We start from the raw sequence: 15,309 nt of genomic DNA, 5'->3' as shown, positions 1-15,309 counted from the left end.
TTATTAACTGGAGGCAATGAGCCTCCAGTTTTTTATACTATGTGATAACGATAAGATTACCCATTCATTGGTGGCATAAACGCGGTTAATGTTGGTGCAACACCCGTGTATTTTTCAATCTTCACTACACCTGAGTTACCGCAGTTACCATTACCTAAACGAGAGGTTGGAATATCCATCGTTAATACGTTTGGTCCGCCGTTTTTACACATACCTGTTTTAGGATCTAAATCAGGCCATGCGCCTTCGTGGATACATACGCTGCCTTTTTTGATGCCATCAGAAACAAAAGCACCAACCAGAACTTGGCCACGTTGGTTATAAGCGCGAACTAAATCGCCATCTTTAATACCACGTGCTTTTGCATCTTCTGGATGAATCGTAATCGGCTCACGGTTTTGTACCGCGTATTCTTTACGAAGATCCGCATAGTTAAATTGGCTGTGCAAACGGTGTGCTGAGTGCGATGTCATTAACTGTAGTTCGCCATCCGTGTAGTTAAACATCCACTCGGTTGGTTCCATCCATACTGGGTGTGGAGGACAATCATCCAGTTTGTAACTTTCGATAGTTTTAGAGAAGATCTCAATCTTACCACTTGGCGTGCCTAGTGGATTCATGATTGGATCTTTACGGAAATCACCAAAACGCACAAATTCAGCATTCTTTGCATTCCACTTCATTTCGATAAGCTTGTTCGCTTCCCAGAACTTAGAGAAATTCATCATAGGTACGCGTGCGTTACGGCCACCTTGTTGTGCTGTTTTATAGAAATCACGAAGCCATTCCATCTCCGTTTTATTTTCCATATACACATTTTTACCGCCAGGCTTTAGGTACTCTGCCATATCAGCGAATACATCAAGATCACTACGTGCTTCGTTTTGTGGCTCAACGACTTGCTTCATAGGAACAAGATGCTGGTTAGAGTAATCGCCTGTCATCGTCATATCATTACGCTCAAATGAAGTCGTAATTGGTAGAACGATATCCGCGTGTTTAGCTGCTGCAGTCCAGTACGGTTCTGAAATAACGATCATCTCAGGTTTTTGCCATGCTTTGATCAAACGGTTGGTATCTTGGTGATGGGTAAAATTAGCACCGCCCGCCCACCAGATCATTTTCAGCTCTGGGAAAGTTAGCGTATGGCCATTGTGTTGGTATTCTGTTCCCGGTTTTTCTAAACATTCAACAATGCGAGCAACAGGGAAAGCGGTAACTGAGCCTTGAATAGCCCAATCATTACCACCTGCCGAACTGCCACCTAGCGATGGAGACATTGCAGGTAGTACGCCTGCGTCACGTGTTGGGTTACCGCCATTTGAGTAGTGGTATGAATAACCAAAACCACCGCCAGGTAAGCCAACTTGACCAAGCATTGAAGCTAAAACTGTCAGCATCCAGTGACGTTGTTCACCGTGTTGCTGACGCTGCATACCCCAACCAGCCATTAGCATGGTGCGATTTTCTTTGAAGATCTTAGCCAGTAGTTCCATCTGTTTTGCAGGAACGCCACAGATCGCTTCAGCCCATTGTGGGGTTTTCTCAATGCCGTCTTCTTTACCCATTAAGTACGCTTCAAATTGCTCGAAGCCTACAGTGTATTTAGCAAGGAATTCAGTATCGTGTTGTTGTGTTTTAACCAATTGATGAGCAATACCCATCATCATCGCTACATCGGATTGTGGGTTAGGAGCGATCCATTGTGCTTTATCACCAAAGAATTCCGCGGTTTCTGAACGCATTGGGTCAATGATAATAACGGTTTTGCCTGATTTCTTCAGTTGATGGAAAAACTCAAGGCCTTGACCATCCGTTGAAGACCATGCGATTTTTAAAGTGTTAATTGGGTTCAAGCCCCACAACACCACCACTTCACTGTTTTCTAAAATAACAGGGTAAGTCGTTTGTTGTTCATACACTTCGATAGAGCCCACAACGTGAGGCATGATAACTTGAGCAGCACCTGTTGAGTAATCACCTAGGTGACCAGCATAACCACCAGACATACTCATGTAACGTTGAAGTAGTGTTTGAGCTTTATGTAATACGCCACTTGATCGCCAACCGTAAGAGCCTGCAAAGATAGATTGAGGTCCGTAAGTTTCACGAATACGCATGTGTTGTTCGTGAATTAGCTTATAAGCGTCATCCCATGATACTTGTACGAATTCATCGCTACCACGAACCCCTTGAGGGTTACTTGGGTTTTCTAAATAGCCTTTACGAACCATTGGGTATTTAACACGGGCTTTAGTATAAACCTGTGATGGCCCCGTTTGTTGTAAGCTGTTTGGTACGGTTTGCGCTAAGCCACTTTTGGTTGAAATAAGTTGACCATCTTTGACTTCACAAAGTAATGGACCCATACGACCAGCGGTTAGAATTAATGAATCTGTACGGCCAAGTGTAGAGGCGTTTACAGATAACGGAGCGATAGACGTGATCGCTAATGCACCAGCAGATGCACCTGCGCCTTTTAAAAAGCCGCGACGAGTAATAGTAGTCATAGTCACTCCCTTATTTATGGTTTGCCACGTCTTTCGCGTGGTTTTGGAAGAATTTAGTTAAGATCTCAAGGTTTAGCTCAGAGATATCAGTACGTGCGCCCATGCTTTTTGCAACAGGACCCCAAGAGTTAACCGTGAAGTGATTTGCCGGAATTTTCGCGTGGCATGTTGCACAGTAGACGTTATCTAGCTCTTCTGCGTAATCCCATAGTGGTTGATTAGATGCAAGAACAGGAGATTCGATTGTGCCTGTTAGCTCTGCGGTGCGCCATTCGTTGCCATAAGCATCTGTGTTTGCTTCACCTAATGTCAGCGCTTTGATGCCAGTATCAGTAAGAGTCGCAATGATTGAACGTTGGCCTTCACCCATGTAGATAACCGATTCTGCGCCCTTCATTTGGTAACCAGAAACGGTAACAGTGCGTTTGCCTTCATCGTTACTAACAGTCGTTAGTTCAACGGTAGGGTTAATTGTCGCAAGGTCAGCCATTTTGATGCTTTCAATTGGGTAGACTTTTTCAGCATCAGCTTTAGTGTTTTTCGCCATATCAAAAAGGTGGTCAAATGCAGACGTATCTAATGTGGCTTGTGGTGCAAAGTGAGCAACGCCTTTGTGACAATCAATACAGGTTTGGTTGTTTTCTCTTCCGTAAACATGCATTTTTTGTGCACTTGCTGATTGGTCGTAAGTTTCCATTGCATCAAAGCTGTGACAAGAACGACAAGTAGCAGAATCGTTTGCACGCATTTGTTCCCATACGGTTTCAGCCATCGCTAAACGGTGTTCTTCGTATTTCTCATCTGTGTCAATTTTGCCAGTAACAAATTCGTGATAGATGTCTTTAGACGCACGGATTTTGGTAATTAGGTAATCAATTGGTTCTTCAGGAATGTGGCAATCAGCACATTCGGCACGGATACCTTTTTGGTTACTGAAATGAACAGAACCTTGATATTCATGTAATGGTTTTTCCATTGTGTGGCATGAAACACAAAATTCAGTGGTTGATGTTGCGTGGAGTACGGCTTGTGTACCGCCCAAGGTTATCCAACCAATGGCAATGCCAACGGCAGCGATTAAAGCGATATAGCGTTTGTTCATAATATGATCCTTAATTTAGCCACATTCTTTGTGTGGTCAATGAATAATATTACCACTTTGGTGTTAATTGTGTGCAAGAAAAGAGTAGATATTTCAAAAAATGTAACCGCTTACTCAAAATTGAGAGTTTTATTAATTACTATTCAAATCTCAACATTGTTTTACATAAAAAAGGAGAGGGAGATGTGTAATTATCTTGCTTTGATTTTGTTACACATTATCGTTATTGGTTTAAATTGAGTGACGTTTCTATACAAATGCAAAGAATGTAAATTTAATGCAAATGGTAACAATTATCATTTATATTCCATCTCAGGTTTTTATCACCCTTTTTAAAAATACTTGGAGATAATGGAATATGTTTTCTAAAAGTCAGTTGGCTCTTGTTATTGGTGCAGTTTTGTCTACCCCTCTTGCTTACGCTGAAACAGAGACCTCAACTACTGATGAGCACATGGTCGTTACTGGTCGTGACTATGGTTATAAAGCAGATACAAACTCAACATCCATGCGTATGGAAGCGACTCAGTTAGAAACTCCAGGGCAAGTGAGCGTGATTGACGAGCAGCTTATTGATGAGCAACGCGCAAGTACGCTTGGTGAAGTATTGAAGAATGATGCGAGTATTGGCGCTGGTGCAACAACACGTAACCGTGAACAATTTACGTTACGAGGTTTTGAATTAAGTAGCAGCTCTGGCTTTTTGCGTGATGGAAAACAGCATTGGTCACATTACCGTCAGCCAATTGAATTATTAGAGCGTGTCGAGATCTTAAAAGGTCCATCAGGTCTATTATATGGTCAATCTGCACCTGGTGGTTTAGTGAATATGGTTGCTAAGAAGCCAACCTATGAAACCCAAGTCAGTGTTAGCCAGGATATTGGTTCAAATAATAATTCTCGTACAACAGCGGATGTAAGCGGTTCATTAAATGATGAGCAAACATTGCGTGGTCGTGCTGTCATATCTAAACAAACATACAACTCATGGCGTCAATACGGTGACGGAACGATACCGTCTACAGAGCGTTTTGTTGGTGGCCTATTCCTTGATTATGACATTAATGAAGATGTGACAATCTCTTTCCATTATGACCGTACGATTGACGACGGCAGTGTTGATTCTGGTGCCTACATTAAAGATGGAAAAACCATTGGTGGTGATAAATTCATTTGGGATGCTCAGTGGTCAAGCATCGAAAATGATGTCGAAAATGTCGGTGTTGATATTGCTGCGAACTTGACTGATGTATGGCGTGTTAATGCAAGCTTTAATCATCAAGACTTTAATCGTCATGATGTAGAGAGCTTTCCTAAAGAAGAGACGTATAACCTTTCAAATGGCTCGTATAAACAAGGCGGAAGTGATCGTAAAGATAACTGGGTATTTAAAACCGCAAGTGTTGATTTAATTGGTGAATTTGATGCACTAGGCGTAAGTCACCAAATGTTGTTTGGTAGCAACTGGTTAGGCTATAGCTATGATCGTCTAGAGTATTCATTGAAAGGATCAACTGTAAACGTGGGTGGCTCTACACCTGCTCCTGAAATAGACCCTGCAAAGAAAGTGAAGGATACACATTCAGAATACGATGCATGGGGATTTTACGCTCAGGATATGATCACGTTTAATGATTATTGGCAGGTGTTAGCCGGTGTTCGTTATGACCGTCAGCTTAAAGAAGGTTTAGCTGAAGATGCTGTATCTCCTAAGTTTGCGGTAATTTTCCACCCTGCAGATACAGGTTCTATCTACGCAACGTACTCTGAAAGCTTTGAAATGCAAGGTGAAGTGTCAGGTAATAATTATGTAAATGATGGACAACAATTAGATCCGCTACGTGGAAGATTGTATGAATTGGGCACCAAATGGGAGTTGATGGATAATCAATTATTTGTCTCTGGTGCAGTGTTTGACATTACGCAAGAAAACTCAACGGTAGATAAGAAATTGAGTAATGGTATGGATGAGAAAACTCAAGCAGGTGAACAAGTTCACCGTGGTGCAGAGCTTTCGGTTCAAGGCTTTATCACAGAGCGTTTCTCTATGAGCGGTTCAGCGACTTATCTAGATGCAGAATACACTGTGCATGAAGATTACCAAGGAAATCGTCCTGCTGATGTGCCTGAATATTCTGCAAGTGTTTGGTCTCGTTATGCCTTCACAAATAATACGGATGCAAATTTAGGTGCTATTTATGTTGGTGAACGTTACGGAGATGCAGCAAATACCTTCAAGAAGGACGGTTACACACGCTTTGATTTAGGTATTTCACATACAGTTAAATACGATCAAGATTTAACCTTTGTAGCACGTTTTAATGTTGAAAACTTGTTTGATACCGATTACCTAGCAGGTGGTGGCTCAACTGGTGATGATTATGCAAAAAATGGTGCACAAAATGTTGTTATTGGTGAGGGCCGAAACTACATGGCGACACTACAAGTTAAATACTAATTTAGCGCATTAAAAATAAGGGAGGCTTCGGTCTCCCTTTAGTGCGTTTATTCAAATACAAACTTTCTTTTAAGAAATAAAGAACTAAGAAATTGATAAATATGAATATTCTAAAAACCAGTATCGGTATTGCATTAGCAACCGTGATCACAACCGCTCAGGCAACCACGCTTGATCAAGCACGATCTATCGAAAATAAATCGAATACAGCCTCTGCTGTGAGCCAAGCAAAAATTGATAAAAGCTCAGAAGCAACGTTAGCTTATAAAGCAGAGATTGAGCAGCTTCAAGAAGAAGTGAAAAACCTCGCAGTATACCGTGATCACTTAACTGGTTTAGTGAATAGTCAGCAACAAGAAATGACGAGTTTAGATGACCAAATTGATACTATTAAAGACACAAGACAAGGCGTCGTTCCTTTAATGTATAAGATGTTATCTGGCCTGAACACGGCAGTTGAACAAGATAAGCCAATTAAAACAGAAGAGCGTTTACAGCGTATTGCAAAGCTTGAACATATGATGACAAGAGCAGATGTAAGCGATGCCGAAAAGTACCGTCGACTTCTTGAAGCTTACCAGATAGAAATGGATTACGGCACAAAGTTAGGAACATACCAAACACAAATTACGGTTGAAAGTAATGAGAAAATTGATGCGGATATGCTGCATTTAGGGCGTGTTTCGTTAGTCGCTCGTCGCCTTGATGCTTCTCAATATTGGAGTTGGAATACGTACACCCATCAATGGCAATCATTGGATTCTAAATTTAATGATGAGTTAGCCAAAGCTTACTCTGTCGCTTATAAGCAAGTTGCCCCAAGTTTATTGGTTCTTCCTGTGTCTTTATCACTAAAAGAGGTGAAATAACATGACTATTAAGCCATTGATTTTAGCGATTTCACTGTTTGGTCTTTCTATTAACGCCGCTACAGCAAACTCTGAATTGTTGAAAGAAACACAACAAGCAAGTCACGCACAAAAGCAGCATGACGCACAAAGAGAGTCTGGTTTTAAGCAAACAGAACAAAGCTTAAAAGCACAACGAAATGCATTGATTGCAGAGCGAAAAAAACTGCAAAAAGAAAGTGATGAATTAAGCGCTATCTTTAGTAAAAATGAAAAAACACTCGCGACGTTAGAGCAGCAACTGCATTTAGAAACGGGCAGTTTAGGCGAGTTGTTTGGTGTGGTAAGACAAACCGCAAAGGATGTGGGTTCGGAGCTAAAAAGCTCGGTTTCAGGAGCAGTGAATGTAGAACATCGTCAGTTAATTTCGGACATTGTTGCGGCTAAGTCTTTGCCTTCAATGGCTCAATTAACAGGTTTATGGCAGACCATGGCTCAACAAGTTAATGCGAGCTCAGAGTTAGAATCGACGACGGTAACAATGATTAATGGTTCTGGTCATCGTCAATCAATAAATGCTTATCGCTTAGGTAATATGGCACTGGTTGGTGACGATGGTTTCTTGCAGTGGGACAATAAAAAGCAAGTTGCTACTTACTATGCTCAACAGCCAGAACTTATGCCAACATTCGCTATTTTATCTGAAATGCAAGGGCAGCAAACCATCATGATGGCAAGCGATCCGTCTCGTGGCATTATGTTAGAGCAATTAGCTAATACACCAACAATGAAAGAGCGCCTTCAAGCGGGTGGTGTGGTTGGTAAAATCATTATTGGTTTATTACTGATTGGATTAATTATTTCACTCTTTAATGGGGTGAGATTGTTTGTTATTCGCCAACAAATTAGAAAGCAATTAAAACAGCCACAAGAACTGGGTAAAAACCCATTAGGCCGTGTACTTGCTGTTTATGATGCAGAAAAACAACGTTCAGTAGAAGCTCTGGAATTGCGTTTACTCGAAACCATTGTTGATGAACAACAAGGATTAGAAAAAGGCCTGTCGATGCTTAAGCTATTAGCGGCTTTAGCACCAATGTTGGGGCTTTTAGGTACGGTTACTGGCATGATCGAAACATTCCAAGTGATTACTCAGTTTGGTAATGGAGACCCAAAAGTGATGGCGGGCGGTATATCAATGGCTCTAGTAACCACGGTACTAGGTCTGGTTGCAGCAATGCCTCTGTTATTGACGCACAATATCTTAAGCTCACAAGCTGAAAGCATTCGAACTATTCTTGAAAAACAAGGATTAGGCTTAGTGGCTGAACAGGCTGAAAAAGTAGCGCAACCTAACGCAATGGATATGGCAGCGTAATGACGGCTTTTCTTTCACATTTTATGACACAAGGCGGCCCCATTTTATGGTGGTTGGCTGCCATTGTGGCCATGTGTTGGCTGTTGGTGGTTGAACGTGTGTTTTTCTTAGCCTTTACTTTTCCTGCACAGAAAAAAGTATGGGTAGAGAAATGGCAGCAACGTAATGATCATGAATCTTGGTATGCAAAAACCATTAGAGATGGATGGATAAGCGAAGCGCACCTTCAATTAAACCAATATTTAAATTTCATCAAGGTGCTAGTGGCAATATGCCCAATGCTCGGTTTGTTAGGCACGGTTACTGGGATGATTTCCGTATTTGATGTAATGGCAAACCAAGGCAGTAGTCAACCTAAGCTGATGGCATCGGGAATTTCACTCGCTACATTACCGACGATGGCCGGAATGGTTGCGGCGTTAGCGGGTATGTTTGTTCATGCCCGTTTAGCAAAGGTATGTCGTCGTAAAGAACATCAATTAGAAAAAGCATTAAGGAGTCAGTCATGAGACTTGGCCGTCGATCTTCACATCAAGAAGAAGCACAAATTGATTTAACATCCATGTTAGATATTGTATTTATCATGCTGATCTTTTTTATTGTTACTAGCTCATTTGTGCGCGAATCTGGCGTAGAAGTAAATCGTCCTCAAGCCAGTAACGTATCAAGCCAAAAAGACGCAGGGATATTTGTCGCAATCACAGCTTCCAACTACATCTTTATTGATAAACGTATGGTTGATGCGGAGCGTGTGCAAGCAACGTTAGAGCATTTATTGCTTGAACAACCAGAAGCATCATTAGTGATTCAAGCCGATGAACATGCATATAACGGTACGGTCGTGAAAGTGATGGATGCTGCGAAAGGCGCTGGTGTTAAAGGCATCGCGTTGGCTGCGGAGAAACACTAATGTGGCGTTTATTTTTAGCCATGCCAATTGCGATATCTATGACGGTTGGTTTATTCACCTTCATGGCGTGGATGGTGGATAACGGATCTCAGGGTAAGCCAGAGAGCAGTGAAACGATCCGCTTTGATATGGTAATGGCTGAGCAAGAGCAAGATGTGCAGCGCCGTCAACGCCGTGTGCCTGAAAAGCCTGATACGCCAGAGCCTCCGCCACAAGCAACGCCAATGGCAGCTCAAACACAAACGGCAATGGCAACACCACAAAGTTCGATGCCATTGATTGGTTTGGATTCAAGTGTTTCTGGCTTAGCCATCAGCGCACCAAATTTCGCGGACTTTACGGGCAATCAACAGGCCATGCCTTTATACCGTGTGGAACCTCGTTATCCTTCAAAAGCGATGAAAAGAGGCGCAGAGGGTTTTGTTGTGATGTCATTTACCATTGATGAGCAAGGTCGCCCTACCGATGTAAAAGTCACAGACGCAAAACCGAGAAGAATGTTTGAAAGAGAAGCAGTTAAGGCACTGAAAAAGTGGAAATATCAACCAAAAGTATTGGATGGAAAAGCCATTTCTCAAGTTGGGCAAACCGTAAAATTGGAGTTTACCTTAGCAAAATGATGAAATTAATAGTCTCTATTTTTAGTGTTGTTTTGATGTTTAGTGAACTCGCACAAGCACAACAACTGACTCAATATAATGCAGCAAAAGTACAGCGTGCCATTCAATTGCAGCAGCAAGATAAAATAGTGCAAGCTATTGATGTTCTGGCTGATCTCTCACCATCACAACCTTATGATAAAGCCTATGTGCAGCGAATGTTAGGTGTTTTTCATTGGCAAAATGGTAACAGTAAGGCTGCGGTAAAGTCTTTATCAATTGCAGTAAACAGCCAGCAATTAGTGGATGAACAAGCGTGGATAACACAACGTATGTTAGCGGATCTGTTATTGACAGAACAACGCTTTGCAGAGGCATTACCGCATTATTATCAATTAACGAAAACGGTGCCAGAAAAACAAAAGGTAGGGGATTTGTGGTTTCGAATTGCCCAAACACATTATCAATTATCAGAATGGAAAAAGGTGCTTAGCGCATTAAAGCAGCATCAACATACGGGTAAATATAAAGAGCGAAATAATGATCGCCAGTTATTGGTTTTAAAACTTGGAGCTCAACTGCAATTAAAGCATTGGAAATCAGCCATTCCAACATTAAATGCGTTGATCGTATTAGAGCCAAATCAAGCGGGTTGGTGGCAGCAATTATCGAGCATTCAATTACGACTAAATCAGCCTAAACATGCATTAGATACGTTAATTCTTGCAGAGCGACAGGGAATAGAATTAAGCCAATTAGAGTTGAAAATTTTGGCTCAATTGTATGCACAGCGTGGTATTCCTGAAAAAGCAGCGCAAGTGATGGCACAATTAGCAGAGTATGAAACAGATAAAGAAGTCATAGTTACGCAAGCAACTTATTGGCAGGCAGCAAAAGAGTGGGATAAAGCAATTACTGCTTGGCAAAAAGCAGCAAAGTTTGATGATCAATATTATTGGCAGGTAGCACAGCTTCAAATCCAAGAAGGTTATTATCAACAAGGGCTAAAAAGCCTTGATAAAGTAAAGGACTACAATAAAACCGATGACGTAGCATTAGCGAAAACTCGTGCTTATTATAAATTGAATCAATTAGAATTGGCCCTTGTGAATGCAAAACGAGCCAATGACTTTACACCATCCAATGAAGCAAAAGGGTGGATACAATATCTGTCGCAGTTGAGAAAAATGGAAAGCTGATAAAAGATAAAGTGATGGCGAATTTTAGTCAAGATACAAGATATCTAGATTTTTAGTGTCTTATTGAGTTGTCTTGACTGATTTCATTATAAGCTTCATTCCACGAGATGCTTGCCATTAGCTTCACATGCATATCAATTAAGGTGTGTGCTTCTTTATCCCAAATAGATTGGTCTTGTTGTTGATTACAAAACTCTAAACGTAATACGGTGATATGTTGTAATCGCTTCAAGCCCCAATCTTTTATTTCTATATCTGTTGTTGGAGAAAAGGCGGTCATCTCTAACTTCGCTGCAATATATTGCAGTGTTTGATATGCCTTGTTTGGATCTTGGTATTTTGCATATTCAAACACTCTTAAACAACCATCTAGCCAACAAGCAATGGCTTTACTTTGGTTTTCTGTCAAATGTGGCCCCCACACAGAATCAGGAGCTGAATAGAGTCGTGATTCAAGCATGGTTATTGACCCTGTTCTTCCCATTTGATACCAATCTGAGATTGAAGCTAACCACGTATTTAATATCATTCCTGCCTCTTTTCATCTGCACTTATAAAATAGTTTGGTCTATTTTTGTACAACATGCCAAGTTGAGTTCACTCTGTATTCGTAATTTTACGGTGTCTTATTTCTGATGCTGTTCATTAAAAAGATAAATTAGAGTATTGACTTTAATTTTGTCTCATTTTTGGTATGGTTGGGGTAAGGACAAATTCGAATGGATTCAAAATCAATACAATAACTATAAATAAGGAATGCTGTATGAACAAATTAACAGCGCTACTCGTATTTTGCTTGATGACTCCAGCTTTGGCTACGGCGCAAGATGATGTATCTAAGCGTGCTTTAGCACAGGAGTTAAGCCGTGCTTTTCCACAATTAGAAAACAATTTAAAAAGTACCATTAATCAGTATCAAATGAGCGCTTCATTATCTGATTTATCAACTCAAACTAAGCCTCAACCGCAGGTTCGAACTTTTATGGCTGCAATGACCACTGCGAATAAAAGCGAGATCCAAGCGCGCGGTTTAGAAAAATATACTGATGAACTGCTTGAGTTACGTTTAGCTGATCCAAGTATGTTGGCTCGTTGGCAAGCAGGACAAAGCCCATTGTTTGCTTTTGAACCTGAAGGAGCAGAGAGCGAATGGCAATACATCGAAGCTTATGATATTGATGGCAATCTTCACTATTTAGACGTTTACGATATTCCAGAGCGCCCAGTATTAGTGGTTGATACTAATAACCGTGAAGAGCTGAAAGCTGGTCTAGCATTAATGCGTGATGAATTTAAAGCATTGCAATCTAGCGAGCCAGGTAAAAAAACGAAGCCAGCGCCTTATGCGATGTTAAGATCTGCTGTGGAACCAACTGAAATTAATACCACTATCTTAAAGAAAATTCAGTTAAAAGATGACCATGAACCTTGGATCTCAGGTAAGGCTGAGATATACGCCATTGTGTCTGGTGTGAGCCCTGAAAGAGACGAACCAACGATTGATGTGATTGAGATGCCTTATTTAGATTACGCAGAGCAATCATACCCTGCAAATCAGATCATGGTTTTTTGGGATCGTTATCGTTGGGGGGCTGCAGATATCATTTTAATGGAGCAAGACGATAAAACGGATTATAAACAGTTAGCACAAACCATCTTAAAAGCAGCCAGTGACTTCTTGGCAACAATACCAGATAAAGAAGCACAAGCGTATTTGATAATTCCTCAAATGACGAGTGCAATTATTGCATTACTTCCTGATGATTTATTCGTTAACGATGACGATTTTGTTGATGTGTTTTATACAATAATGAAAGACACGGAATATACTGATCATTCAGGTGCAGGAAACAACGCAACCGCGGACTTTGCACCGTTAATTATTCCAAAAACTGAATAGCTATTTATTATAATAACAGTGACTTAAAGGCTAATGTTTTTAAGTCACTTTTTATTAATGACTAAGTTCTGCCATGCCATTTAACACAATATTGTTGTAACTCACCATCCCTACTATTTCACCATGCTTAATCACTGGTGCTCGGCTTATTCCAAAACGTTCAAACAATCGAGCGCAATATTTTACGTTCATGTCAGGTGATACTGAAAGTGCTGGCTTTGTCATGATCTCATAAATATTTGTGCGCTCTGTTGGACGGTTTTGAGCAAGTACTTTTTTGGCGATATCGTTCATTAAGACAATGCCGTATTCATCATCATCATGACGTTTTTTTACGATAAGTGCTTTTACTTGCTTCTGCTTAGCTAATTGAATGCCTTCAGCGACGGTCATTAGTCCATCAACCATGACATAAGTGTTGGACATAACATTTTCTACTTTTACTTTATTCATAGCTTTTCCTCTACAACCTTGGTTAATGTTTCAACTTGATGCGCAACGCCGACGGCATCTTCAATGTCAATTTGAACGGCAATACCTTGACCTGATTCAGTATCAAATTCTCCGACATCATTGATGGTCTCTAAAATAGAGCGAGCAAGGTGTTCCTCAACGACAAATAATAAAACATCTTTTTGAACCTCGAGTGTTAGGCCAAAGAAAGTCTTTTTCTTATTGAGACCTTCTCCACGGGCATGATTAATAACCGTTGCACCAGTGGCTCCTGCATTACGCGCCGCATCGAGAACCGCATTAGTTTTTGCTTCTTCTACAAAAGCGAGTAACAATTTAAAGCGCATAGGCTTTCTCCTAAATTAATCAATTAATTCGTATTTTCTTGAGAACTGGATTTTGTTTTGGCTCTATAAGCACTGATTTGTGCATACGCCATAACAGAAATAATGGGAAATAAACTGGCAAAGGCAATTAAACCAAAACCATCAATCATCGGGTTTCGACCGGGAATCGTTGAAGCAAGACCCAATCCTAGTGCGGTTACTAAAGGTACGGTGACCGTTGAGGTTGTTACACCACCAGAATCGTAAGCCAATGGAATGATCATTTTAGGGGCATAAAAGGTTTGAATAACCACAATGACATAGCCCACCATAATGTAATAATGAATTGGGTCCCCAACCACAATTCGATAACTTCCTAGCGAGATACCAAAGGCGACACCTAAAGCAACGGCTATTCGTAGTCCATTAATACTTATACTGCCGCCAGAAACTGCATTGGCTTTTATAGCAACAGCAATGAGTGATGGCTCAGCAATAGTGGTACTAAAACCAATCGTCGCTGCAAAAATATAAACCCAATAGTAATCGACCCAATCAAAGGTTTGGATTAATAAATCTTTCCCTTCATAGATAAAATCAGGTGCGGTTAATTGAGCTGCCATTGATTCACCAAGTGGAAATAGCGCGAGTTCTAACCCCATTAAAAATAGAGATAGCCCTAAAATTACGTAAAAGAAGCCAAGAATGACTTTAGGTAAATTGGCTATTGGTTTTTTCAATACCGCAAATTGGAAGCCAAAAATAATAACGACAATCGGTAATACATCACGAATGGTTGATAGGAAGGTTTCAAAAAATAGAATCAGGCTGTTCATGCTAATACCATCCCATAGATCATGACAAAAATCATAGGTAGTAACGAAGCAAAAGCGATAAGACCAAAACCATCAAGCATAGGATTTCGCCCTTTAATGGTAGAGGCAAGACCAACGCCAAGAGCGGTAACTAGGGGAACGGTAATGGTAGATGTCGTCACGCCACCAGAATCATAAGCAATACCAATAATGTTTTCAGGTGCGAACCATGTAAGAGTAACCACCATAATATAACCACCGATAATCATAATATGGATTGGCCAGCCTTTTAAAATACGTAACACCCCAATCACAATGGCAAAACCAACCGAGAGTGCGACGGTCAAACGTAGCCCGTTGGCATAATCAGCCATATCGTTTTCTGTATGCGGGATCATTCCGCCTTCTGCGGCGACCTCAGCAGCTTCTGCCGCTACCGCTGTGAGTGCCGGCTCTGCGATAGTGGTACCAAAGCCAAGACAAAAAGCGAACAGCAATAGCCAACTGACACTTCCTTTTCTGGCAAAAGCTTCTGCCATCGATTCACCAATGGGAAACAGCCCCATTTTTAATCCAAAAATAAAGAAGGTAAGCCCAAAAATGACGAGTACGAGACCAAAGAGTATAGAGCCTAAGTTGGGCAGAGGCTCTTGAAGTACGACCAATTGGAAGAAGGCGACGACTAGAATAATAGGTAGAAGATCACGAAAGCTTCCAAGCATGGTAATTAACATTGCTTTAATGGCGTCCACTTATTCTCCCTTTAAGTCTCTGTATGTATATTCTTTATACTGTACGAATTAAAACAAGA

General features: G+C 40.9%; 15 protein-coding genes. 8 read left to right on the top strand and 7 right to left on the bottom strand.

Going from position 1 to position 15,309, the window contains the following annotated elements:
- Positions 1 to 56: 56 nt before the first annotated feature.
- Entirely contained in the window at positions 57 to 2,510 is a 2,454-nt protein-coding gene (locus PVK63_RS05315; RefSeq protein ID WP_274439986.1) for a molybdopterin guanine dinucleotide-containing S/N-oxide reductase, read from the bottom strand.
- A 10-nt stretch (positions 2,511 to 2,520) separates the two neighbouring features.
- On the bottom strand, positions 2,521 to 3,612 hold the full coding sequence (locus PVK63_RS05310; protein ID WP_130043535.1) for a NapC/NirT family cytochrome c: 1,092 nt from the start codon (positions 3,610 to 3,612) through the stop codon (positions 2,521 to 2,523).
- Between the two features lie 358 nt (positions 3,613 to 3,970).
- Here PVK63_RS05310 and PVK63_RS05305 point away from each other — a divergent pair, with 358 nt between their 5' ends.
- From PVK63_RS05305 to PVK63_RS05275, 7 genes are all read left to right on the top strand, one after another.
- Positions 3,971 to 6,070, top strand: coding sequence for a TonB-dependent siderophore receptor (locus PVK63_RS05305; RefSeq protein WP_274439985.1), 2,100 nt, complete (start codon positions 3,971 to 3,973; stop codon positions 6,068 to 6,070).
- A gap of 101 nt (positions 6,071 to 6,171) precedes the next feature.
- A complete protein-coding gene (locus PVK63_RS05300; protein WP_274439984.1) occupies positions 6,172 to 6,939 on the top strand; it encodes a DUF3450 domain-containing protein in 768 nt (255 codons plus the stop codon).
- 1 nt (position 6,940) lies between these two features.
- A complete protein-coding gene (locus PVK63_RS05295) occupies positions 6,941 to 8,296 on the top strand; it encodes a MotA/TolQ/ExbB proton channel family protein (RefSeq protein WP_274439983.1) in 1,356 nt (451 codons plus the stop codon).
- Positions 8,296 to 8,805: a MotA/TolQ/ExbB proton channel family protein gene (locus PVK63_RS05290; protein ID WP_130043539.1), complete on the top strand. Its 510-nt coding sequence runs from the start codon at positions 8,296 to 8,298 to the stop codon at positions 8,803 to 8,805. Before PVK63_RS05295 ends, PVK63_RS05290 begins: the two co-directional genes overlap by 1 nt.
- Complete coding sequence (locus PVK63_RS05285) at positions 8,802 to 9,206, top strand: ExbD/TolR family protein (protein WP_274439980.1); 405 nt, start codon at positions 8,802 to 8,804, stop codon at positions 9,204 to 9,206. The genes PVK63_RS05290 and PVK63_RS05285 overlap by 4 nt, the downstream gene beginning before the upstream one ends.
- A complete protein-coding gene (locus tag PVK63_RS05280) occupies positions 9,206 to 9,826 on the top strand; it encodes an energy transducer TonB (RefSeq protein ID WP_274439979.1) in 621 nt (206 codons plus the stop codon). Before PVK63_RS05285 ends, PVK63_RS05280 begins: the two co-directional genes overlap by 1 nt.
- Positions 9,823 to 11,004 carry a hypothetical protein gene (locus PVK63_RS05275; RefSeq protein WP_274439977.1) on the top strand — a complete coding sequence of 394 codons (1,182 nt, stop codon included), beginning with the start codon at positions 9,823 to 9,825 and terminating at the stop codon, positions 11,002 to 11,004. Before PVK63_RS05280 ends, PVK63_RS05275 begins: the two co-directional genes overlap by 4 nt.
- Positions 11,005 to 11,056: 52 nt before the next feature.
- Here PVK63_RS05275 and PVK63_RS05270 read toward each other — a convergent pair whose 3' ends face one another.
- On the bottom strand, positions 11,057 to 11,533 hold the full coding sequence (locus PVK63_RS05270) for a transcriptional regulator (RefSeq protein WP_274439976.1): 477 nt from the start codon (positions 11,531 to 11,533) through the stop codon (positions 11,057 to 11,059).
- Positions 11,534 to 11,767: 234 nt separating this feature from the next.
- Here PVK63_RS05270 and PVK63_RS05265 point away from each other — a divergent pair, with 234 nt between their 5' ends.
- Positions 11,768 to 12,904, top strand: a complete 1,137-nt coding sequence (locus PVK63_RS05265; RefSeq protein ID WP_274439975.1) for a DUF3103 domain-containing protein — start codon at positions 11,768 to 11,770, stop codon at positions 12,902 to 12,904.
- Between the two features lie 54 nt (positions 12,905 to 12,958).
- Here the strand turns inward: PVK63_RS05265 and PVK63_RS05260 are convergent, their stop codons facing one another.
- Genes PVK63_RS05260 through PVK63_RS05245 form a run of 4 tightly spaced genes read right to left on the bottom strand, consistent with a single transcriptional unit; the run spans position 12,959 to position 15,232 of the window.
- Positions 12,959 to 13,357 (bottom strand): CBS domain-containing protein, encoded by a 399-nt coding sequence (locus tag PVK63_RS05260; RefSeq protein WP_130043545.1) that lies wholly within the window; start codon positions 13,355 to 13,357, stop codon positions 12,959 to 12,961.
- Positions 13,354 to 13,704, bottom strand: a complete 351-nt coding sequence (locus PVK63_RS05255; protein ID WP_130043546.1) for a P-II family nitrogen regulator — start codon at positions 13,702 to 13,704, stop codon at positions 13,354 to 13,356. The genes PVK63_RS05260 and PVK63_RS05255 overlap by 4 nt, the downstream gene beginning before the upstream one ends.
- Before the next feature lie 23 nt (positions 13,705 to 13,727).
- On the bottom strand, positions 13,728 to 14,519 hold the full coding sequence (locus PVK63_RS05250; protein WP_130043547.1) for a DUF1538 domain-containing protein: 792 nt from the start codon (positions 14,517 to 14,519) through the stop codon (positions 13,728 to 13,730).
- A complete protein-coding gene (locus PVK63_RS05245) occupies positions 14,516 to 15,232 on the bottom strand; it encodes a DUF1538 family protein (protein WP_443111680.1) in 717 nt (238 codons plus the stop codon). Before PVK63_RS05245 ends, PVK63_RS05250 begins: the two co-directional genes overlap by 4 nt.
- Between the last annotated feature and the right edge of the window lie 77 nt (positions 15,233 to 15,309).

It is taken from the genome of Aliivibrio sp. S2TY2 (assembly GCF_028765525.1).
Classification (GTDB): domain Bacteria; phylum Pseudomonadota; class Gammaproteobacteria; order Enterobacterales; family Vibrionaceae; genus Aliivibrio; species Aliivibrio finisterrensis_A.
This window is presented reverse-complemented; position numbering and strand designations above follow the sequence as displayed.